This window comes from uncultured Thiodictyon sp., assembly GCF_903828115.1.
GTDB lineage: Bacteria > Pseudomonadota > Gammaproteobacteria > Chromatiales > Chromatiaceae > Thiodictyon.
Genome location: NZ_CAIKKU010000905.1, coordinates 1 through 21,357, shown reverse-complemented (window position 1 = coordinate 21,357; position 21,357 = coordinate 1). Strand labels below are relative to the sequence as shown.

24 protein-coding genes and 1 pseudogene are annotated in these 21,357 nt (G+C 66.7%); 4 read left to right on the top strand and 21 right to left on the bottom strand.

Annotated elements, in window-relative coordinates:
• The 3 genes from QZY48_RS34460 to QZY48_RS34450 all read left to right on the top strand — a co-directional run.
• Positions 1-277, top strand: a 277-nt coding sequence (locus QZY48_RS34460; protein ID WP_295439269.1) for a hypothetical protein, incomplete at its 5' end; no start/stop codon positions are given.
• Positions 198-1,394, top strand: coding sequence for a class I SAM-dependent rRNA methyltransferase (locus QZY48_RS34455; RefSeq protein ID WP_295439267.1), 1,197 nt, complete (start codon positions 198-200; stop codon positions 1,392-1,394). The genes QZY48_RS34460 and QZY48_RS34455, both read left to right, overlap by 80 nt.
• Positions 1,395-1,495: 101 nt before the next feature.
• On the top strand, positions 1,496-2,092 hold the full coding sequence (locus QZY48_RS34450; RefSeq protein ID WP_295439265.1) for a L,D-transpeptidase family protein: 597 nt from the start codon (positions 1,496-1,498) through the stop codon (positions 2,090-2,092).
• 38 nt (positions 2,093-2,130) lie between these two features.
• Here QZY48_RS34450 and QZY48_RS34445 read toward each other — a convergent pair whose 3' ends face one another.
• From QZY48_RS34445 to hoxE, 16 genes are all read right to left on the bottom strand, one after another.
• The gene (locus QZY48_RS34445) at positions 2,131-2,406 is read right to left on the bottom strand and encodes a type II toxin-antitoxin system VapC family toxin (protein WP_295439263.1); all 276 of its coding nucleotides are present in this window, start codon (positions 2,404-2,406) and stop codon (positions 2,131-2,133) included.
• Complete coding sequence (locus QZY48_RS34440; protein WP_295439262.1) at positions 2,406-2,615, bottom strand: AbrB/MazE/SpoVT family DNA-binding domain-containing protein; 210 nt, start codon at positions 2,613-2,615, stop codon at positions 2,406-2,408. The genes QZY48_RS34445 and QZY48_RS34440 overlap by 1 nt, the downstream gene beginning before the upstream one ends.
• Positions 2,616-3,053: 438 nt before the next feature.
• On the bottom strand, positions 3,054-3,638 hold the full coding sequence (locus QZY48_RS34435; protein ID WP_295439260.1) for a hypothetical protein: 585 nt from the start codon (positions 3,636-3,638) through the stop codon (positions 3,054-3,056).
• 22 nt (positions 3,639-3,660) lie between these two features.
• A complete protein-coding gene (locus tag QZY48_RS34430; RefSeq protein ID WP_295439259.1) occupies positions 3,661-4,146 on the bottom strand; it encodes a hypothetical protein in 486 nt (161 codons plus the stop codon).
• Positions 4,147-4,315: 169 nt separating this feature from the next.
• Positions 4,316-4,546, bottom strand: coding sequence for a DUF433 domain-containing protein (locus tag QZY48_RS34425; protein WP_295439257.1), 231 nt, complete (start codon positions 4,544-4,546; stop codon positions 4,316-4,318).
• 176 nt (positions 4,547-4,722) lie between these two features.
• Positions 4,723-5,187 (bottom strand): hydrogenase maturation protease, encoded by a 465-nt coding sequence (locus QZY48_RS34420; protein ID WP_295439255.1) that lies wholly within the window; start codon positions 5,185-5,187, stop codon positions 4,723-4,725.
• A gap of 290 nt (positions 5,188-5,477) precedes the next feature.
• Positions 5,478-6,905, bottom strand: a complete 1,428-nt coding sequence (locus QZY48_RS34415) for a Ni/Fe hydrogenase subunit alpha (RefSeq protein ID WP_295439254.1) — start codon at positions 6,903-6,905, stop codon at positions 5,478-5,480.
• A 68-nt stretch (positions 6,906-6,973) separates the two neighbouring features.
• Complete coding sequence (locus QZY48_RS34410; RefSeq protein ID WP_295439252.1) at positions 6,974-7,282, bottom strand: hypothetical protein; 309 nt, start codon at positions 7,280-7,282, stop codon at positions 6,974-6,976.
• Between the two features lie 68 nt (positions 7,283-7,350).
• Positions 7,351-7,890: an NADP oxidoreductase gene (locus tag QZY48_RS34405; RefSeq protein ID WP_295439251.1), complete on the bottom strand. Its 540-nt coding sequence runs from the start codon at positions 7,888-7,890 to the stop codon at positions 7,351-7,353.
• The gene (hoxU, locus tag QZY48_RS34400) at positions 7,887-8,618 is read right to left on the bottom strand and encodes a bidirectional hydrogenase complex protein HoxU (RefSeq protein WP_295439249.1); all 732 of its coding nucleotides are present in this window, start codon (positions 8,616-8,618) and stop codon (positions 7,887-7,889) included. The genes QZY48_RS34405 and hoxU overlap by 4 nt, the downstream gene beginning before the upstream one ends.
• Before the next feature lie 18 nt (positions 8,619-8,636).
• Positions 8,637-8,834, bottom strand: coding sequence for a DUF2283 domain-containing protein (locus QZY48_RS34395; protein WP_295439247.1), 198 nt, complete (start codon positions 8,832-8,834; stop codon positions 8,637-8,639).
• Entirely contained in the window at positions 8,831-9,088 is a 258-nt protein-coding gene (locus QZY48_RS34390; protein WP_366929839.1) for a hypothetical protein, read from the bottom strand. Before QZY48_RS34390 ends, QZY48_RS34395 begins: the two co-directional genes overlap by 4 nt.
• Entirely contained in the window at positions 9,081-9,515 is a 435-nt protein-coding gene (locus QZY48_RS34385) for a DUF29 domain-containing protein (RefSeq protein WP_295439245.1), read from the bottom strand. The genes QZY48_RS34390 and QZY48_RS34385 overlap by 8 nt, the downstream gene beginning before the upstream one ends.
• 3 nt (positions 9,516-9,518) lie before the next feature.
• Entirely contained in the window at positions 9,519-9,767 is a 249-nt protein-coding gene (locus QZY48_RS34380) for a hypothetical protein (protein WP_295439243.1), read from the bottom strand.
• 139 nt (positions 9,768-9,906) lie between these two features.
• On the bottom strand, positions 9,907-11,520 hold the full coding sequence (gene nuoF, locus QZY48_RS34375; protein WP_295439241.1) for an NADH-quinone oxidoreductase subunit NuoF: 1,614 nt from the start codon (positions 11,518-11,520) through the stop codon (positions 9,907-9,909).
• Positions 11,517-12,017, bottom strand: coding sequence for a bidirectional hydrogenase complex protein HoxE (gene hoxE / locus QZY48_RS34370; protein WP_100918939.1), 501 nt, complete (start codon positions 12,015-12,017; stop codon positions 11,517-11,519). Before hoxE ends, nuoF begins: the two co-directional genes overlap by 4 nt.
• A gap of 311 nt (positions 12,018-12,328) precedes the next feature.
• On the opposite strand from hoxE, the gene QZY48_RS34365 reads away from it, so the two are divergent.
• Positions 12,329-14,374: a thioredoxin domain-containing protein gene (locus tag QZY48_RS34365; protein WP_295439240.1), complete on the top strand. Its 2,046-nt coding sequence runs from the start codon at positions 12,329-12,331 to the stop codon at positions 14,372-14,374.
• A 75-nt stretch (positions 14,375-14,449) separates the two neighbouring features.
• Here the strand turns inward: QZY48_RS34365 and QZY48_RS35250 are convergent.
• The 5 genes and pseudogenes from QZY48_RS35250 to QZY48_RS34345 all read right to left on the bottom strand — a co-directional run bounded on the left by QZY48_RS35250 (position 14,450) and on the right by QZY48_RS34345 (position 21,200).
• Positions 14,450-15,333, bottom strand: a pseudogene (locus QZY48_RS35250) (formylglycine-generating enzyme family protein).
• 1,907 nt (positions 15,334-17,240) lie between these two features.
• Positions 17,241-18,428 carry a hypothetical protein gene (locus QZY48_RS35245; protein WP_366929838.1) on the bottom strand — a complete coding sequence of 396 codons (1,188 nt, stop codon included), beginning with the start codon at positions 18,426-18,428 and terminating at the stop codon, positions 17,241-17,243.
• A gap of 59 nt (positions 18,429-18,487) precedes the next feature.
• Positions 18,488-18,670 carry a hypothetical protein gene (locus QZY48_RS34355; RefSeq protein WP_295439236.1) on the bottom strand — a complete coding sequence of 61 codons (183 nt, stop codon included), beginning with the start codon at positions 18,668-18,670 and terminating at the stop codon, positions 18,488-18,490.
• Positions 18,671-18,852: 182 nt separating this feature from the next.
• Positions 18,853-19,347, bottom strand: coding sequence for a hypothetical protein (locus tag QZY48_RS34350; protein WP_295439234.1), 495 nt, complete (start codon positions 19,345-19,347; stop codon positions 18,853-18,855).
• Positions 19,348-19,349: 2 nt separating this feature from the next.
• The gene (locus tag QZY48_RS34345) at positions 19,350-21,200 is read right to left on the bottom strand and encodes a BamA/TamA family outer membrane protein (protein WP_295439232.1); all 1,851 of its coding nucleotides are present in this window, start codon (positions 21,198-21,200) and stop codon (positions 19,350-19,352) included.
• Positions 21,201-21,357 lie beyond the last annotated feature (157 nt).

The window sequence follows — 21,357 nt, the reverse complement described above, 5'->3', positions numbered from 1 at the left end:
CGTTGTCGTAATCGTGGTCGGATTATTCGATTACGACAACGACAACGACAACGACAACGACAGCATACCCGGGATCCCGGTCACCACATCAGTTCTGATCGCTCCCTCTTGCCGTCTGCCGGTCGGGAACGGCGCCCGTCGATGGTATCCTTACCGGTTGGCGCAAGCCCCCTACCCGGAACCACAGGACCACCCCCATGAAACCCATGCCGCTGCTGCTGCGCAAAGACCAGGAACGCCGCCTGCTCGCCGGCCATTGCTGGGTCTACAGCAATGAGGTGGACACCCAGGCGACCCCGCTCAAGGACCTGACACCGGGGGCGCCGGTGGAGGTCTTGAGCGACCATGAGCGCTGGATCGGCCACGGCTATGTCAACCCGCATTCGCTGATCTGCGCCCGCCTGGTCAGCCGGGAGCGCAACCGCCCCCTGACCCCGGCCCTGTGGCTCGCGCGCATCCACGATGCGCTCGCGTTGCGCGAGCGGTTGTACCAGCGTCCCTTCTACCGTCTGGTCTTCGGGGAGAGCGACGGTCTGCCGGGACTGGTCGTCGACCGCTACGGCGATCTGCTCGGGGTCCAGTTCACCACCGCGGGTATGGAGCGGGTGCGCGGGGAGGTCCTGGCCGCCCTGGAGCAGGTGCTCAAGCCCAGCGCCATCGTGCTGCGCAACGACACTTCAGTGCGTGAACTGGAGGGCCTGGCCCAGGGGGTGGAGACCATCCTGGGCGACCCCGGGGACGCGCTGATCCTGACCGAGCACGACCTCGATTTCGTGGTCGCCCCGATCACCGGCCAGAAGACCGGCTGGTTCTTCGACCAGGCGGAGAATCGCACCCGCCTGGCCCGCTACGGGGTGGGCGAGCGGGTACTCGATGTCTGCAGCTATAGCGGCGCCTGGGGGCTGCGCGCCGCCGCCCTGGGGGCCGATGAGGTGACCTGTGTGGACAGTTCGCACGCCGCCCTGGAGCGCGTGGCGGATAACGCACAGCGTAATGGCTTCGCCGCGCGGGTCCACCCGCTCCAGGGTGACGCCTTCGAGGTCCTGCGCGCCCTGCGCGACGAGGGTCGGGAGTTCGACACCGTAATCCTCGATCCCCCGGCCTTCATCAAGCGCCGCAAGGACGAGAAGGAGGGTGTTCAGGCCTATGCCCGACTCAACCGGCTGGGCATCGAGCTGCTGGCCCCCGGCGGGCTCCTGGTCACCTCTTCCTGCTCCTTCCACATGAACCGCGACGCCTTCCTGCGCACCGTGCAGCAGGCCGGGCGGCGCGCCGGACGCTTCCTGCAGCTCCTGGAGACCGGCCAGCAGGGGCCCGACCACCCGGTCCATCCGGCGATCCCGGAGACCGCCTACCTCAAGACCCTGTTCCTGCGCGTCCTGCCCGGGTCCTGAAAAGCGACGAAACGAGGTTGTTTATTCTCAGCGCGTTACCTAGAATTCTCCGTGTAGTTTCTAGTTCCGCCACCCTGCCGCCTATCTGGGGGACCAGACCCATGTGTGACGATCGCATCCGCACCGCCCGCCGTTCAGCCCAGCACCGCGCGCGCCCCGGTCCGCGCAGGACCGGCCGCATCGGTCTTGGCCTCGCAGCCGCGCTTGCCGTGGTCTACACCCTGACGCTGGGCGGCTGCGCGGGTGAGCAGGCGACCTCCAAGGTCGCCTACGCGGACCGGGTGTTGGTGAAGAAGTCGCAGCGCAAGCTGCAATTGCTGAAGAACGGCAAGGTGCTCAAGGAATACCGCGTCGCGCTGGGTGCAAACCCGACGGGCCACAAGATGCAGGAGGGCGACAAGCGCACCCCGGTCGGGGACTATGTCCTGGATTGGCGCAAGCCGAACAGTGACTACCACCGGGCCATCCATGTGTCCTACCCCAACGCGCAGGACCAGCAACTGGCCAAGGCGCTGGGCGTCAGCCCGGGCGGCAGCATCATGGTGCACGGGTTACCCAACTACGTCACGTCGCCGGTGGTCCGGGCGGAGTATCAGCGGCGGGACTGGACCAACGGCTGCATCGCCGTCAATGACCAGGAGATCGAGGAGATCTGGCGCCTGGTCCGCGACGGCACGCCGATCCGTATCCAGGAGTGAGCGGCGGCCCCCTCGCCTTCTTTTCTTGCTCCCACGTTTCAGAGCGAGCGCGGCGCCGAAAACGTTCCGGACGGGGCGCATGCCCCGTCCGGCCTGAGGGACAGTGGGATTACCCGGCCTTGTTCCGTCAGGGCGATGACCCGTAGCGCCTGTTCGCTATCGCGTTCCCTACAAACCCATTTGTAAAGCTCGAACTGGATTGCAGTGGGCACCACAAGTCGATCGATGTTCTCCAAGTAGGGCTGGAAGGATTCCGCCAGCGTGTCGTCTGTGAGCCATTCGATCCAGCCGCAAGTGTCCACCAGGAGTGCCATCAATGCCGATCCTCGCGATCCCGATAACCAGTCGGATCAGCCCCTTTCAGCAGGCCTCTTGCCTCATCCAAAGACGGTAGCGGCACCAGTTCAATGCCCCGGCCCTTGGGGATGAGCGCGAAGCGCTGCCCCACATGGAAACCCAGTTCGTCGCGGATGACCTTGGGGATGGCAAGTTGGAACTTACTGGAGAGCGTGGCGGATGGCATGGTATCGCTATTACCTGGGATGATCGTGTGGCTGGCTCCCGCGGGCGGGAAGCGCAATGCTTTTCATGGAGATCTGCGTTGCGTTCTCGTCGGGCTGCATAAGCATAGCAGACGAAGTGCGATTGCGCTGCTGATGGAAGCCTTGAGCATTATTCCGCCTACCTCGCGGGTGGCATCCGTCGCGGCCGGGGGACTGCTCCTACGGCGTAGGAGCGGCCCCCCCAGCCGCGACGGGTTGCCGCGAGGGCGCGCGGCCGGAGTTACGATCCAGGCCCTGATGGAGGATGGCCCGGCGAGTCCTTGCCCATATTTCGTGTCGACAACATGCTGTCAACTATCAGAAATATCGGTGGCAGGCCGCGTTGAATGGTCTGCCCCTCTTGTTTAATCCGCCGGAACGTGGACGCGTAAATGGCAAAGCCACTATCGCATTTCCTCCTACGCGTGCTTGTTCGTAACTGCGTGCGGGCCGGTTATATGAACGGTGGACGTTTGAAAGTAGCTTGTCGGCGAAGATCCGAAGAGTAACGAGAGATATTCCATAAGCTCATCAAAGCGCTTTCTTGCCTCTTGTAACCAAGTTTCATCTATCTGAGAAATCCACTTTGGTTCGACATCGCCATCCCGAGCGAAGTCGATTGCTTCCTGTCTGCTAGCAAATGACGGCCCTTCTATAAGCTCTGCTTTGCCATGTGCAAGTCTATCGCGTAGTCGAAATATCTCAGTGGCGAACTGTAGTGGATAGTGTTGCCATTCTGGATTCCTTTTTCGTTCCTTATGCAGGATTGCTAACTTATTCTTCCACGGTAGTCGCTCAAGTTCACCCCAAATCGCTATGTGAGATGCGCCGATGTTGTTGATATACGATTCAATTGAGAATGCCATAAGGATCGCGGCTGGCAATATGTCGCTTGGGGTTTTCTTTTGCGTAGATTCAAGGGAATTTAATAGATGATATAGGGCGGAAACTGTACTGCGTTGAGCAGTAAACTTGATATGGGTCTTGAAGGAGGGCGTGGGCATCGGATGACGCGCTTTGTTCGGCCTAGATCCAGGAGCACTCACTTTTTATTCCTCTGGAATCTAGTATCTCTATAATAATCTCCGCTAGTCTTACTTTCACTGGTGCGTAGTCGGTGCCTGCTGCCCTCACTCTTTGGGGGTGGTCGTCTTCGATGTCAATGTGCCATAGAATACCCTTCGACGTTTCCTCGGAATAGCCGTCTTCATCATTGCACTCCGTGCATATGCCAATAAGAAATCTTGCCTCGCTATGTATATTCTTAAATAATCTATCGCTTGGGGCAAGTGGAAAATCACTGCTGTACTTGTATTCAAGAAACCAGTTCGCACCGCCGCCTCTAACACGGTCGGCTAGGCAAAATGGATAACTTGTAAATATGCGCTTGCCGGCAAGCGATTGCGACAGGTAAACGGCAAGCTCGAATCCGTATGAGCCTGAAGATACCTGATGGGCGTCTGGTAAATACGGCCTGAAGTCACTTGTGCCTGAAAAGGCGATGTGAGGCATGCGATTTGCTCTTGTCAGACTGAGCTAGATTTCGGCGGACGGAAGAAAGGGCCGGGGTCAACTAGGATTCGGGTTGATCCCGGATCGCGCACCGCATGGCAGTCAACGCCAAGATTGTCAGTCAACCAAGGTGCCAGTGTCGGCGGCAGTTGCGCGTCGAGCCAGATCGTCATGCGGCCAGCCGGGGGATTTCGGTGCGGCGTGCAGCGAATAGCAGGCTGGCGCGAATGTCTTGGGGCTCCAGGTCGGGAAAATCGGCGAGAATTTCCGTGGTGCTCACGCCATCGGCGAGCATCTCGAGGATGTCCGTTACCCGGATACGCATCCCGCGGATGCAGGGGCGCCCGCCACATTGAGCCGGGTTGCTGGTGATGCGGTCTGAGAGTTCTTCTTTGCGCATTCTGGCACTGCTCCGGGGGCTGGGCTGTTGGCTGTGCGGGCGTTGAGCAGGAATTGTACGCCGCCCCTTCCTGCGGCGGCACTTGTGTACGGCTCTGATCGCGTGAGCCGTGGAGTATCTCAAGGCAATCAGGCCGGTAAGGGTGGTGTCGAGGGCGGCGGTCCGCGCAGCGGACCCTACGTGGGCAGCGGCTCGGCGATGAGGGCGCGAACCCGAGCGATCATGGGATCGAGGGCGGTGGCGGCGGTGGGGCTCAAGGCATAGTTGGCATAGTCGAACGACTGCCCGGCGGCGGAGATCAGATAGGCGGCGGGCTCGCGCTGATAGAGGGTCTGGACCCAGGCGAGCAGTTCCCGCGGGTCGAGAAAATGCGCCATGCTGGAGAGTGCGGTGGCATCGGGTTCCAGGCGACGGACCCGGACCTCGCCCGGCTCGCCCTCCACGGTGGCGTCGAGGAAGATCACCCGGTCGGCGGCGGCGATGTCTTCCGTGAGTTCGGCGGTGAGGATGTGGCGGGAGATGACGGTGACCCCCGCGGGCAGGGGGCCGGCATCCAGTGCGTCGGCGGCCAGGGGGCCGATGGCGTCGTCGCCGCGGATGGGGCTGCCGTAGCCGATGATCAGGGTCTTGGGGTTGGTCATAGCGTGTCGTTGTCGTTGTCGTTGTCGTTGTCGTAATCGAGATTATCGTAGCGCCCCGGATTCTCTCGCACGCCAAATTGCATCGCTTCTCCGATTACGATTACGACGACGACAACGACAACGTTTGTGTTTAACTTGTTCTTGACTCGTTACTAAGGCGGGTCAACCGCCATGACGCCATGGACGCCATGGGAGCTGCGCCTCGCTGCGCCAGGGTCATCGCGTGGCGCCGGGTTACCGTCCATGGCCTGGGTCCCGGCTTCCCGGCCGGGACGACGGTCGGTGCGGGATTAGCCCCGACTCAACCGATCCACCACCCGGCCCTTGGCATCCTTGAGTTCGATCAGGAGCGGCATTTCACCGAAGGCATGGGAGGCGCAGGACAGGCAGGGGTCATAACAGCGGATCACCGCCTCGACCCGATTCAACATGCCTTCCTGCAGGTTGTTGCCGTCGACATAGGCATCGGCGACCTGGCGGATCGCCGCGTTCATGGCCAGGTTGTTGTGGCCGGTGGCGATGATCAGGTTGACCCAGGTGACGAGCCCGTCGTCGTCGATCTTGTAGTGGTGCATCAGGGTACCGCGCGGCGCCTCGGACACGCCGATGCCCTCGTCACGGTTGCTGCGGGCACGGGCACGGACGCGGGTGTCCAGGATGTCCGGGTCCTTGAGCAGGCGCTCCATCATCTCGAGTGCATAGATGATCTCCACCAGCCGCGCATAGTGGTAGTGGAAGCTGCTGGCGATCGGGCCGGACTCCTGGAGCATGTGGAATTCGGCCAGGGCCACGTCGGCATAGGGGGTGCCGCAGGAGTTGGCGTTATTGAGCCGCGCCAGGGGGCCGACCCGATAGATCCCCTGCGGATAGCCGATGGGCTTGTAGTAGGGGAACTTCATGTAGCTGAAGTCCTCCACCGCCTCGCCGACCAGGCGCTCGTACTCCCAGGTGGGCACCATGTCCTCGACGATGTGGCCCTGGGCGTCCTTGATGCGCAGGAAGCCGTCGTAGTGTTCCAGGTTGCCTTCCGGGGAGACCAGGCTCAGGAACATGGTGTCCTGGGTGCCGAAATTGGTCGCCTCGTCCTTGAACTTGGGTACCAGGGTCTTGAAGAAGGCATAGGTCCGCTTGGCGATCTCCAGGCCCTCGGGCAGCATCTTGAGCATGGCCTCGCGCTTCTCCGGGGTCAGTGCCTCACTGACGCCGCCCGGGACCACCCAGGTCGGGTGGATCTTCTTGCCGCCCAGGGTCTCGATGATGGTCTGGCCGATCTGGCGCAGCCTGATACCGTCGCGGGCCAGGGCCGGGTCCTGGCGCATGACGCCGAAGATGTTGCGGGTGGCCGGGTCCGAGTCCCACCCCAGGAGCAGGTCGGGGGAGGACAGGTGGAAGAAGGACAGGGCGTGCGACTGGGTGATCTGGGCCAGGTTGATGATGCGGCGCAGCTTCTCGGCGGTCGGGGGGATCGTGACCGAGAGCAGGTAGTCGCACGCCTTGTTGGAGGCCAGGACATGGCTCACCGGACAGATGCCGCAGGTGCGGGCGGTCAGCGCCGGCATCTCGCGGTAGGGGCGGCCTTCGCAGAACTTCTCGAAGCCGCGGAACTGGGTAAGGTGGAAGCGGGCGTCCTGCACCTCGCCCTGGTCGCCGAGTTGCAGGGTGATACGGGCATGCCCCTCGATGCGGGTAACCGGTTCGATGGTGACGGTGCGGCTCATGGGTGCAGTCCCCTTTGATAGGTCAGTGGAACGGTCCGGCGGGTCGGCGCGGAGCGCATTCAAGCGGGTCAGGTCGGTGTGGCGCCGGTTTCATTGGCGCCGGTCTCATTGGCGAGGGCCCGCTCGGTAATCTCACGGTAGATACGGATCAATTGGCCGGCGATGCCATCGAACTCCGGGTGGCGCTCCCACAGGGGCTTGAGCCTGTTGGCGTCGGCGAAGACCTCGTGGAGGAAGTCGAAGTCGAAGCTGTCCAGGGTGCCGCCCGCATCCACCTTTGCCTTGAGGTCCAGGACGCGGGGAAGACGCTGTTTGCGCAAACGCTCCAGCAGCGTGACGATGAGGCCGGTATCGTCTTGGGCGGTCTGGTCGGTCATTGGGCCATCCCCGATGGTTTTGGTGGTTGGGCGCGGCGGCCGTCTACGGCCACGCCGCCGCTCCCTGATCAGGCCCCGAAGCGCGTCACCTTGCTCGGGTCCGGCGTGCGTCCCTCGATCAACTCGTTCAGCACATAGAAGATCGCATCCGCGTGGGGCGGGCAGCCGGGGATGAAGACATCGACCTCCACGACCCCGTGGATGGGGCGCACCTGCCGAAGCAGGGCCGGCACACCGACGGTTGGGATCTGGGGCTGGACGTCGGCGGTCTCCAGGTAGGCCCGGTTCAGCACGGCCTCGAGTTTGAACGGGTTGCGCATCGCCGGGACATTTCCGGTGATAGCACAGTCTCCCAGGCTGATCAGCAACTTGCAGTGCTTGCGGAATTCTTTGGCGTGATGCAGATCGCCCTCGGAGCTGATGGACCCCTCCAGGATGCCCACGTCCACCTGCTCCGGCAACACCTTGGTGTCGACCAGCGGGCTGTAGACGATGTCCAGCTTCTGCGCCAGGTCCACCAGGCGTTCGTCCATATCGAGGAAGGACATGTGGCAGCCGGAGCAACCGTCGAGCCAGGCGGTGGCTACCGTGATCTTAGGGTCGCTCATTGGGCGTGCCTCCGGCGGGCGAGAATGGGCAGGAAGTGTTTGTCTTTGACCATCTCCCCGGCCGAGGTTCCCTGTTTCACCAGGGCGCCGGTGGGGCAGACCTGCACACACTTGCCGCAGCCGGTGCAGGTGTCGCTCTCGCCCCAGGGGCGGGCCAGGTCGGTGATGACGTGGCAGTCGCTGCCGCGGCCCATGACGTCCCAGGTATGGGCGCCCTCGATCTCGTCGCAGACCCGCACGCACCGCGTGCACAGGATGCAGCGGTTGTGGTCGAGCCGGAAGGCCTCGTGGGAACTGTCCACCTGATTGCGCGCCTGGCGGTAGGGGACGCGCACATGGTCCACCCCGCACTTCTGGGCCATGAACTGCAACTCGCAGTGGCCGTTGGAGACGCACACCGAGCAGACGTGACTGCGCTCGGCGAAGAGCAGTTCCACGATGGTGCGGCGGTAGCGTTGCAGGCGCTCCGTGTTGGTGGAGACCGTCATGCCCTCCGCCACCTGGGTCGAACAGGCGGCGAACAGGCGCGACTGACCGGCCATCTCCACCAGGCACAGGCGGCAGCCGGACCAGATGCTCAGTCCGTCCAGGTAGCACAGGCTCGGGATCGGGATCTTGTTCTCCCGGCAGACCTCGATGATGGTCTCATCCGCGCGGGCGGAGTAGTCCTTGCCGTCGATGTTCAGCGTAACGACGCGGACACTGGCTGGGTTTGCGGGTGGGGGCATGTGGGCTCCGGTGTTGTCTTAGGCCGCGATCTGTTCATAAGAGAAGGTCGGAATTTCCGCCCGCTCGCTGGCATGCTCGATGGTGATGGCACAGAGGCCACCTGCCTTGTCCAATTCGATGATGGTGTCTTCGTCCAGGTCCCGGGTCTCCGCAATCGGAGTCCCGCGCAGTTCGATGTAGAGTGTATCCGTGTCCTGAAAATAACGGATCTTCATGGTCTGAAGCCTCGATCAAAGAAGGCATTGTGGACGGTTTCGCCATCGGCTAACAGGACGACGCGCAGGATGCGACCGCCCGCCTCATCAATCCGCGCCCAGCGGCGGATGCGCCCGTCCTGCTGGACCACTTCTCGGATCGGGTTATTCACTGTCTGCTCAATCCACTCGGTCTTGATGAGGGCGCGGTCCGGCCGCACGCGAAGCGATTTGAAATAAACTGTACATTTCATCACATGGCCGTGTTCAATCACTCAGGTAGACAAAATCCAACAACTGCTCGATAGCAAAAGGGCACTGCGCCGGGAAGGTCTCCAGCGGCAAACCGGTCTCCAGGCTCGCGCGATTGCGCGCTGCCGGGTAACGCCGCGCCGCGAGCTCGGGCAACTTGGTTGCAAGGCTCGGGCTGTCCTCCAGTAATTCGGCGATTTCGTCCCGGGCATTGTTGATGGACAAACGCCAACTGACACCGCGCAAAGCCGGCTGATAGCGCCACTTCAGCAGATGGAGCAGCAGAATCTTGAGGTGTCCGGCCAGGGCATGTTTTTGCTGTTTGCCCATGTCCTCCAGTTCCTCGGCGATCTGATCCACATCCACCTCCGCCCAGCGTCCCGCGCGCAGGTGCGCGGCGCTGTCGTTCGCCCAGGCGTAGAAGTCGCGATCATGCTGCAGATTCGACACCGCTTATGCCTCTTCGCGCAGATCCAGTCGCCGCTCGATGCGGTCCAGGCGCTCCTTGAGCCAATCGATGCTGACCTGTTGTCGAGCAACGTCCTCCTGCGCGTGGACGGTATCGCGTTTTGTGCCGACGACCGCGGACTCAAGGCTGCCCAGTCGCAATTTAACCTCGCGCAGTTCATGCTCGATACGATCCTGCCCCCCGCGCAACGCGCGAAGATGTTCGAGAATCAGGTTTTCAACTTTGTCCGCCATCACCGTCTCCGCCAGGCATCATGTCACGCCCTTTCAGGGCTAGCCACACACCACGACCGACCCAGGGCGTTGCCCTGGGCTGGTATGTTACGCCCCTTCGGGGCTTGCTACTTGCGGACAAATACCGGTTTCATCGACCTCATTCGGCCGTCAGCTTCTGCTCATACTCGTCGCGGAAAAACCGCAGCGTGCTCAGGACCGGATTGGGCGCCGTCTGACCCAGGCCGCAGAGGCTGGTAGCCTGCACCACCTCGCACAGTTCTTCCAGCAGGGCCAAATCCTTGTGCGTGCCCTGCCCCTTGGCGATGGTGTCCAGAAGTCCGTGCATCTGCTGGGTGCCGGTGCGGCAGGGGACGCACTTGCCGCACGACTCGGTCATGCAGAACTCCATGAAGTACCGGGCCACGTCCACCATGTCCGAGGTTTCGTCCATGACGATCATGCCGCCCGAGCCCATGATGGTGCCGAGCGTCTTCAAGCTGTCGTAGTCAACCGGGATGTCCAGGTGCTCCGCCGGGATACAACCGCCGGAGGGGCCGCCGGTCTGCACCGCCTTGAAGGCCTTGCCGTTGGGGATGCCGCCGCCGATCTCCTCGATGATCTCGCGCAGCGTGATCCCCATCGGCACCTCGATCAACCCGATATTGGTGATGGCGCCGGCGAGCGCGAAGACCTTGGTGCCCTTGGAACGCTCGGTGCCGATGCCCGCGTACCACTCCCCGCCGTTGCGGATGATGGGGGTGATGTTGGCAAAGGTCTCCACGTTATTGATCAGGGTGGGGCAGCCCCAGAGTCCCGATTCGGCCGGATAGGGCGGACGCGGCCGGGGCTGGCCGCGATTGCCCATGATCGAGGCCATCAGCGCGGTCTCCTCCCCGCAGACGAAGGCCCCGGCGCCAAGCCGGATCTCGACATCGAAATTGAACTGGGTCTCGCAGATGTGGTTGCCCAGGAAGCCCGCGCGCTTGGCCTTGCGGATGGCGGTCTCGACCCGCTCGACCGCGAGCGGATACTCGGCGCGCAGATAGACGTAACCCTTGTTCGCACCGATGGCATAGGCGGCGATGGCCATGCCCTCGAGCACCCGATGGGGGTCTGACTCCAGGATGGCGCGGTCCATGAAGGCGCCCGGGTCACCCTCGTCGGCGTTGCAGATGACATATTTCTGGCCGGCCGGCATCTTGGCGATGGTCGACCACTTGAGCCCCGTAGGGTAGCCGCCGCCGCCGCGCCCGCGCAGTCCGCTGGTGGTGACCTCGGCGACCACCGCGCCCGGGGTCATCTCGGTCAGGGCCTGCACCATGGAGCGGTAGCCGCCGACCGCGACATAGCCGGTGAAACTCTCCGGGTCGATGATGCCGGTGTTCTCGCGCACGATGCGCTGCTGCCGGGTAAAGAAGGGGGCATCGGTCGGGAAGCGGATGCGCTCCACCGGGGTACCGCCCACGCTCGCGACGATGTCCGCGGCGTCGTCGGGTGTCACCTCGCGGTAGAGCACCTCGAGCTCCGGTGGATCGTCCGTGCGGGCGACCGACACCATGGGTCCGGCCGAGCACAGGCCCATGCAGCCGACGCCCTTGACGCGGCAGGTGCCGGGGCCGTGCGCCTTGTGGGCCTCGGTCAGCGCCTCGAACACCGGGGGGGCGCCGGAGGACTGACAACTCGTGGCCATGCAGACGCGCACCTCGGTGTCGATGCCGGCGAACTTGTTGCGGTGTTTCTGGGCCAGCTCGTCGATGTCGTCGATATTCACTTGGCGGTCTCCAGTTCGATGCGCTCCATCAATTTCTCCGGGGTCAGCTTGCCCAGCAGTTGACCGTCCACGACCGCGGCCGAGGCCAGGCCGCAGGCACCGACGCAGCGGGCGGTGAGGACCGAGAGCAGGTCATCCTCCGTGGTCTCGCCCGGCTTGACGCCGAAGCGCTCCTCGATCGCGCCCAGCAGGGCCCCGGCGCCCTTGATGTAGCAGGCGGTACCGGTGCAGACCACGCAGGCGTGGCGGCCCTTGGGCTTGAGCTGGAACAGGTGATAGAAGGTCGCGACCCCGTACACCTTCGACAGGGGCAGGTCCAGGGAGCCGGCCACGAAGCGCATGGCGGTCTCGTCCAGGAACCCGAAGGATTCTTGCACGCTGTGCAGCGCCTCGATCAGCGAATGATCGGCGTAGCCGGTGCGGCGCATGGTCGCGTTGACGAGCTTCCAGCGCTTGTCGTCACTGGGCAGGGCGGGCCGGGTTTGCAGCAGGGTCATGTCCCCTCCTCGTCGAGGGCCGTCAAAAGGGTTGGGTTGAGCCTTGCGATCGGTCTTCCGTGCTCCCGGCGCCGGGCCCCGCGGGGGCCCGGCCGCGTCCGGGAGGCGCGCGGCGGGGTAGAGACTAGCGCGCAATCGGCGGCTGGTCCATCCCTGATTTTCGGATAGGTTGTCTATCAGGTTCGGCTAATAGAGTTATTTGGAGGTCTGGCGCGGACCCGGCCCGCCCGCCGGGGGCGGTGCCCGGCGGCGTAGAAAGGGCCGCCCGTGGGACCCATTTTCTTGTTTTGCCCCCGCCGCGGACCCCGCCCATGACCAGCCCCCACCCATCCGGCCCCGCCAACCGACTCGCCGCGACCGCCAGTCCCTACCTGCAACAACATGCCCACAACCCGGTGGACTGGTGGCCCTGGTGCGCAGAGGCCCTGGACCTGGCGCGCACCCAGGACCGGCCCATCCTGCTCTCCATCGGCTACTCCGCCTGTCACTGGTGCCATGTCATGGCGCACGAGTCCTTCGAGGACCCGGCCACGGCGGCCCTGATGAACCGGCTCTTCGTCAACATCAAGGTGGACCGGGAGGAGCGCCCCGATCTCGACCGGGTCTACCAGACCGCCCATCAACTCATGGCCCGGCGCTCCGGCGGCTGGCCGCTCACGGTCTTCCTCAACCCGCACGACCAGCGCCCCTTCTTCGCCGGGACCTACTTCCCGCGCGAGCCGCGCCATGGCCTGCCGGCCTTCACCCAGCTCCTGCAAGGGGTGGAGCGCGCCTACCGGGACAGCCGTGAGGCGATCAACGCCCAGGGCGACGAACTGATGACGGCCCTGGCCGGACTGGCACCGACACCGTCCGGGCGGGTCCCCGCGGCCAGGGTGCTGGACGCCGCCCTGAACCAACTCACCGACAGTTTCGATACCGAACAGGGCGGGTTCGGCGGGGCGCCCAAGTTTCCCCATGCCACCAATCTGGAATTCCTGCTGCGCCGCTGGGCGGCCGGCGACGCGCCCGCCGAGTCGGCACTCCGGATGGCGACCTTCACCCTGGGGCGCATGATCCGCGGCGGGCTCAACGACCAGCTCGACGGGGGCTTCTGCCGCTATGCGGTCGATGACCTCTGGATGATCCCCCACTTCGAGAAGATGCTCTACGACAACGGCCCCCTGCTCGCCCTGTGCTGCGACGCCTGGCAGATCACCGCCGACCCGCTGTTTCGCGACGCGGCGCTCGCCACCGCGGACTGGCTCCTGCGCGAGATGCAGTCCCCGCAGGGCGGCTATTGGTCCAGCCTGGACGCCGACAGCGAGGGCCACGAGGGCCGCTTCTATTGCTGGGACCGCGAGCGCGTGCGCGCCCTGCTGACGCCGACCGAATACGCCCCCTTTGCCGCCGTCTACGGCCTCGACCGCCCGGCCAATTTCGAGGGACAGTGGCACCTGCACCAGTACCAAACCCCCGCACAGGTCGCGCAGACCCAAGGGCTGCCCTTGGCACAGGTCGAGTCCCTGCTGGGCGCGGCGCGCGCCACCCTCCTGGCCGAGCGCGAGCAGCGCGTGCGCCCGGGCCTGGACGACAAGGTCCTGACCGCCTGGAATGCGCTCGCCATCAAGGGCATGGCCCGCGCGGCCCGGGTCCTGGGGCGGACGGACTACCTGGAGTCGGCGCAGGCGGCCCTGGACTTCATCCGCCGCACCCTGTGGCGGAACGGGCGCCTGCTCGCCACCTGCAAGGACGGCCGCGCCCAGCTCAAGGCCTACCTGGACGACTACGCCAACCTGCTCGACGCCCTGCTGGAACTGCTCCAGACCCGGTGGTCGGCCGCCGACCTGGGGTTCGCGATCGAATTGGCCGAGGTCCTGCTCGCGCAGTTCCACGACCCGGACGCGGGCGGCTTCTGGTTCACCGGCCGCGACCACGAGCCCCTGATCACGCGCCCGAAGCCCCTGGGGGACGAGTCCATGCCGTCAGGCAACGGCGTCGCCGCCTGGGCCTTGCAGCGCCTGGGCCATCTGCTCGGAGAACCCCGGTACCTGGACGCCGCCGCGGGGACGCTGAAGCTCGCGGCCGAGTTCATCCACCGCCTCCCCGCGGCCCACGGCACCCTGCTGTTCGCCCTGGACGAACACCTGAACCCACCCGAGACCCTCATCATCCGCGCCGACACGGACCTGCTGGAAGACTGGCAGGCCGCCGCGCAGCAGGGCTACCAGCCGCGGCGGCTGGTGTTGGCCATCCCCAATGCCGCGACCGACCTCCCCGGGACGCTCGCGCACATGAAGCCGGGCGCGGGTCCGCGCGCCTATCGCTGCCGGGGGACCCGGTGCGAGGCGCCGGTGGAACACCTGGCGCAACTATGAGCCGCGGCGATCGGCCGCATCCGGCTGAAGCCTCGACCTCCGGTTGGGGCGCACCGGCGGCCGCCGCCCGAGGTGTTACCGTGAACGTCGCGCAGCGACGCACTGGGAGCGGCTTCGTCCGGGGTCGCTAGTCTTGCTGCCATGGCCGCCCGCTCGCGAGGGGCGGCGGTGCCCGGCTGGAAACCGCCCCGGCTCCGACCGGGGCCTTTCCAGCCAGGCCCCGCCACACCTGCCTGCTTGCCGGATGGCGCTCCGCGCTATCCGCCCCCGGCCGGGCGGGGAAGACCCTCGGGACAGCCGGAAGCCGAGGTAGTCGAGGCGGATACCGGGATCGATGCCGCCGCGGCGCGCCGACCGGGAGTACCCGCCGCTTTCAAACCAACTGCCGCCACGCAGCACGCGCTCGCGGCCCTCGGCGTCCTCCCAAGCGCTGCCATCGTCGGGGGCGCCCTGGTAGTCGGCGTGCCAAGTGTCCTGTACCCATTCCCAGACATTGCCCGCAACCTCATAAAGCCCCAGGGGTTGGCCGGGAGGCTGCCGACGGGGACGGTCTCCTCGCGGTTCACGCCGGTCTTGGCCCCACAGTCGTTGTAATCGACATTGCCGTCATAGTTGGCCTGGTCGGTATGGATACAGGCGCCGGTCCAGAACGGGGTCTGGGTGTCGGCACGGGCGGCGTATTCCCATTCGGCCTCGCTGGGCAGGCGATAGGGTTTACCGGTCTGCTCGGCGAGCCAGACGGCATAGGCGTTCGCGTCCTGCCAGGACACATCGATCACCGGGCGCTCTCCGCGGCCCCTGTCTCGACTAGCCGGCTGCGTGCGCCCGGTGGCCTGGGCGAAGCGGTCATAATCGGCAAAGGTGACCTCGGTCCGGCCGATGGCGAAGGGTTGCAGCCTCACCTCATGGCGTGGCCCCTCGCCGGCAAACCGTCCCGGCTCGTCCGCCGGTGAGCCCATCGTGAAGGTACCCCCGCGCAGGCGAACCATCGCGGGACCCGGACTGCCGTCCTTGAGGGTGTCGTGGAAAACGGCTGGCGCCTGGCCGGGACAGATCAGAACCACCGGCACGCCCGCGCCCCCCGCCGTCTCAGCGCCGAGGGCGCCGAGCAGTTCCGACTCGGTCACCGGCCCCGTTTCGCCGGGCTCCAGCAGCCGCAACACGGGCGCATAGGCCAGGTCCCAGGCGGCGGATGCGCCGGGCAGGATCAGCCGGCGCTGGAGGCCCAGGCCGTCGGTCGCGCGCCCCAGGGCCGTGCGGCCCGCGCGGTCGAGCATGGCGGCGTCGCCGTAGACCAGCAGTTGGGCGTGACCCAGCGCGGGCCCCAGGTCCGCGGCGATTTGCCCCAGCGCGCCGTCCAGGGCCCGCGGGTCACCCGGGTCCGCGGTCAGCCGATAGACCCGGTCCACCGAGCCGCCGGCAAGCAGGCGGGACCCCAGCGCGTCGGCGGCGTCCGGCCTGCCCGGCGCCTGCACGGCCAGGGCGATGCTGAGCACCCGCCCCTCCGGGGCCTGGCCGCCGAGCCGTTGGCGCCAGCCGGCACGCGGCGGCGCGTCCTGCGCGATGTCATCGGGACAGTCCCGGCGCTCCAGCCCCGGGGCGCCCGTGGGTTCCCGGCAGGGCCGGGGGCGCTCGCCCCACCCGAGGGCCACGGTGAGTCGCGCGGTGGGCTCCGACAGCGCCGCGACCGGATGGACGGTGCCGCCGGCGACCAGGGCCAGGCGGTATTCGCGCTCCGGATCCCAGGGGGCGGCGTCGATGTCCACCGGCAGACCCGGCGCGGCGGTTCGCTCGCGCCAGGGCTCCCCGGGCAGTCGCTCCTCGATCAGGGTGTAGAGGTTGCCCGGCGGCTCCCCCTGGACCTGCCAGTTGAGCGCGATCCGGTCCGAACCGGCCGGGTAACGCCATTGGTGATACCCCAGTCCACCGTTCTCGAGCGCCAGTGCGCCCAAGAACCCGGCGACCGCCCAGCGCTCTGGCCCCAGCGGTTGGCGCCGCACCCGCCCCAACCCCAGCGGGTCGCCGGCGATGCCGGACAGCCAGGCGCGGGCGCGGGGGTCGCTGGGCTGGCCCAGGAGCGGCAGCAGGCGCTCGCCGAAGGGCACGAGCGCGTCGCGCAGCCCGTCGCCCAGGCTGGATTCGGCCAGTTCCGCCAGGCGCCGGGCGTGGGCGGGATTCTCCGGCTCGCCCTCGAGGGCCAGGCGTTCCCGGGCCAGTTCCCAGGCGAGGAGGCGCAGGCTGTCCGGGTCCGCGTCCGGGCGCGCGCGGTCGATCTGCGCGAGCAGGAAGTCGATGACCGCCCGGCGCCGCGCCGGGTCCCAGCGTGCCGCGAACCCCTGGCGCAGCGCGCCCTGGACCTCCAGCGCGAAGTGCAGCCCGGCCACCGAGCGGCCGGTGCCGGGCAGCTTATGGAGCCGCTCGATGGCCGCCGCGGGCAGGTCGGGAAAGAACCGCTCACGCAGCCGCTCGGCCAGGCCCGGCGGGATCGGCTGCACCAGGGCGCAGGACTGGGCCCAGGGGAGTGCGTCGCCCAGGCGCTGCTCCAGGTAGGCGGCGAGGCCGGGCGCGTCGAGGCCCAACTCGGCACGGCGCGGCGGGCTCGGCAGCCCGGCACGCACCCGCGGCCCCTGGTCCGGTTCCGCAAACGCCCCGGCGCCCTGCTCGCCGACCAGGGCCAGGACTGCCCCCAGCACCCCGCGCGGGGTCGCCGGGTACAGCGGGATGTCGGCGGCGGCCCGGACCTGGGTGAAGGCGTCCCAGGCGCGGGGCTCGCGCGGGTCCAGCCAGGCGAGCAGGGGCCAGTGGCGCAGGCGCTCCAGGACCAGCCGGCGCCGGGCCGGGTCGAGCCCGCGCGCGTCGCTGACGATCAGCAGCAGGTGGCTGGTGCGGCGGTCCTCCCAGTCCTCCAGGTGGTGCGCCCGACCCTCGGGGGTGGTGAAGCGCTCCGGGTCGCCGCGGAAGCGGCCGAGGGTGCAGGCGACGCCGCGCAGCCCCAGGCCGGCGGCCAACTCCTCGGCCACCGGGTTCCAGTGGACGGCCTGCGTATACTCGTCCAGCAGCAGCAGGACGCCGCGCGGTCGGCGGCGCCGCGCGGTCGGCGGCGCCGCGCGAAGACCAGGTGCGGGATGCCGTGGCGGGCCAGGGTCGCGCGCACCGTGGCGGCGACCGCGAGGCGCCCGCCGGGGCCCGGACCCAGGGTATGACCCAGGGCGTCGGCCACCGCGTCCAGGGTCTCGGCGTCGAAGCGCGGGGCCGGTGCGCCGCCGACCTCGGCGATGGAGAAGATGCGCGGTTTCTTGGGGTCTTCGGCCGGTTTCACAATGCGCGGGATGCGCACCCGGCGCCAGACCCAGACGCCGTAGAACAACAGGGTGAGCAGGGCGGCGGCGGCCGTGGCCGCGGGGGCGTGCCAGGCCTGGTCGGGCACGAAGGGGACTCGGGTCAGGGTCACCTCCGGGTGGTGGAACCTGGCCGTGGGGAGGGGCGCGGGCGCGGGCTCGGGCTGGGACGGCGGCGGCGCTGCGGATGGCTTGGGTGTGTCCACGGGCACGGGCGTCACCGGTTCCTCCAGCGGCGGAACCGGGATGGACACGGGGACCGAAGGCGGTGCCGGCTGGAGCAAGACGACGATCCACAGGACGCCAGCCAGTGCGATCAGGCCCAGCAGCACCGCCAGCGGTCGCGGGAAGCGGTTGGGGTCCTTGGGCTTCGGGGTCGGCGCTACTGGCGGCACGGGCCGGGCGGGCGCCGGGTTCGGGGGGGCCGCGACCAGCGCGCGCAACTCGTTCAGGAGTAGATCGAGGTCCAACGCCTCCCCGGCGGGCGGCGGCCGATGCGCGAAGAAACGGTCGAAGCACCGCGGCAGCGCCAAGGCCTGCTCCCGGTCCCGCGCCAGGAGCGCGGTGAGCAGGTCACGCAGGCCCGCGAGGGTCCAGTCCTGACGTGCCTGAAGGGCGGTGGCGATGCGCCGGTAGTCGGCGACCCCGACCCGGATGCCGTGGGTCGCGAGCGAGGCGAGGAAGGGCTCGAGGAACGGCGGCTCCTCAGCGGCCATGGGTGCGCTCCGCGACCCGCGGCCGCTGCACCCACTGAGCAAGTCGGCGGGAATGGCGATCACGTCATGGGACGCGGCTGCAAGGAGAGCACGCGCAATTCCCGCACCTTCAGCATCGGCTTGTTCCAGTTTTCACCCGTGATCAGTTCGTCCGCACCGCCAACCAGTGCGGTCGCGACATGCACGTCATCGAACGACAGGGTACCGGATGGCGAAAGCGTTGCCCGCAACGTGCTCAACATGCCGGATCACCTCGGATTCGTCAAAAAATGCAATGGATGTCGGCGGCTTGAGTATAACCGGGGCGGCGGCGCCGGTCAGGTCCCTGCAACCCTCTGAAGTCGGTGAAGAGGGCCGCGCTCCAGTTGCCGATGACCTTAGGCTCCGGTTCCAGGCTGCCCACGGCCAGGAAGCGCCCGCCGCATCACCGCATCCTCTGCGCCTGCTGGACCTGCGCCTGAGCGACCAACGCGCGGGTCGCCGCATAAGCGTCTCGGCAGAAATCCCGGAACGGTGCTTCCAACTCAGGCCTGGGCCAGACGCCGCCCGGCGGGCGCAGGGGCCCGGCGGCGAGCTGATACTCGGCGATGCTGTCGATATAGCGCTTGCGGTCCTTCACATCGATGACCAGGGGCAGATGGCCGGAACGCAGGATCGGCACACTGGCGAGCAGCCGCGCCATGCGTCCATTGCCGTCCCAGATCGCACGCGCATGACCCATCACCTCCTGGTGGTCCTTGAGCGGCTTGCCCGAGACCGTGAGACCCTCTTCAATGACGAACTTGGTCTCACCGAGCGTCAGCGTATTGCCCTCGAGGGCCGTGGAACCGTGGGTCCAGAGGTCCCGGACCTGGGCCAGGAGGGCGCGCCGCAGGTCCGGGTCCAGTCCGGCGAAGGCCTTGAGGTCATTGATGTGCATCGTCACAAATCCGGCCCGATCACAAAATGCAGCCGCGCCGGCGGCAGGCCCCAGGTGCTGGGGCCCTCGTCCTTGGTCAGGGCGAAGGCCAGGTCCAGGCGGACCTGGCCGATGGGGGTGCGATAACGCACGCCCAAGCCGACACTCTGATTGTATTGCAGTTCATAGTCCGGGTCGAAGGCATTGCCGAAGTCGGTAAAGACGGCCGCGCTCCAGTTGCCGATGACCTTACGCTCCAGTTCCAGGCTGCCCACGGCCAGGAAGCGCCCGCCGATGGTCTCGTCGTTGATCGGGTCGCTGGGACCCAGGGCGTCGTAGCCCCAGCCGCGGATGGAGCTGTCGCCGCCCGCGTAAAAACGCCGGCTGGCCGGCAGGTCGTTCACGTTGCCGGCCCAGGTGGCGCCCAGATCGGCGCGGGTGAGGAAGCGGTAATTGCGCGTCAGGCGCTTGATCCATTTGAAATCGATGGCACCGGTCAGGTAGGAGGTCGGCGACACCAGCCCCCCCACCGTCCCCAACACGCTGAATTTGATGCGATACCCCTTGTTGGTGTAGATCGGGTCGTCCGAGACCGTCTTGGACCAGGAGGCGATCGGGACCAGCTCATTGACCGCATCCTGCTCGACGTCATTGATCCGGTAGTCCTCATAGCGGTAATCGATACCCAGATCCTGCCGCCAGCCGCCCGGGGTCACGATGGAGTGACCGAAATGGATCAGGGCGATCCAGCCCGACCGGGTGGTGGTATCGTAATAGCTGAGATCGGGATTGATGCGCAGATAGTCCCGCAGGGGGTCGCGGATCGGGATACGATAGTCGAAATTAAAGCGTGAGAAGCCCTGGGACAGGGTCAGAAAGGTGCGGAAATTGTCGCCCCAGCGGGTGATGTAGCGGCGCCGCCAGTCCAGGCTGACGCGCGGGCCGACATCGGTGGCAAAACCCGCGCCGACCCGAAACTTATTGGCCTTGTTGCGCGTCGCGATAACCTCGATGGGCACCACCAGGCTCTGACCCGTGAGGTCCTTGTGGGGCAGGATCTCCACCTGGCTGTAATACTCGGAGCCGAGCAGGCGCGCTTGCAGGCCCACCAGCTTGTCCGGGTTGAAGACGTCCCCCGGCTTGAAGCGCAGGAAGCGCCGCAGCAGGGCGTCTGCCAAGAGATCCTGGGTGAAGGTGACCTGGCCGAAGAAATACAGCGGCCCGGTCTCAAGCACGAAGTCCACCACCGCGGTGTCGCGCACGGGATCGACCAGGACCTGGTGCTGCACCAGTTGGTAGTCCAGATAGCCCTGGGAGGAGGCGGCGAAGCGCAGGTCGGCCTTCGCCTGCTCATAGCGGCTGTGCAGCAGCACGTCCCCCACCTTCATGGGGAACTCCTTGGGGAAGGCCGGGTTCTCCGCCCCGGGGCCGGTCACCCGGTAGTTGATCGCGGTGATCCTGACCGGCAGACCGGGGTCGACCCGGTAGTCGGCGACCCAGGCCCCGTCGCGCCCGGCGGGCGCCGTCAGGCTGTCCTTGACCTGCACCCGGTAGAGGCCGAAGGGGGTCAGGGCCTCGCGGATCTGATCGGCGGCCAGGCGGTGCAGGGCCAACAGACGGGGCTCGGTCAGGCCCGGGTCATTGCGCTCCTGATAGATGGAGAGCAGGGCCAGCACGTTCGCCTGCTGGGCCCCGGCCAGGCCCGTGACGCGCACCTCGAGGCGCAGGGCCGCGGCCTCGCCCGCCCCCAGCAGCAGCCCGAGCAGCAGCAGGTGCCACGGCCACCGCGGCGGGACGCGCCGACGCGGCACCGACCAGGGGCGGGACCCCGCGGCACCCGGACATTCGCAAGGTCCGACCCCAATCAGTTTCACGAGTCCGGCACTGTTTTCCGAATGTGACAGGAGTCCTATCGTAGCAGAAACGGCCGCGCGTCCAGCAGGTCGGCGCGGCACCGGGTGCGATCAGAACTGAGGTGGTGCCCGAGATCCCGGGTACGCTGTCGTTGTCGTTGTCGTTGTCGTCGTCGTT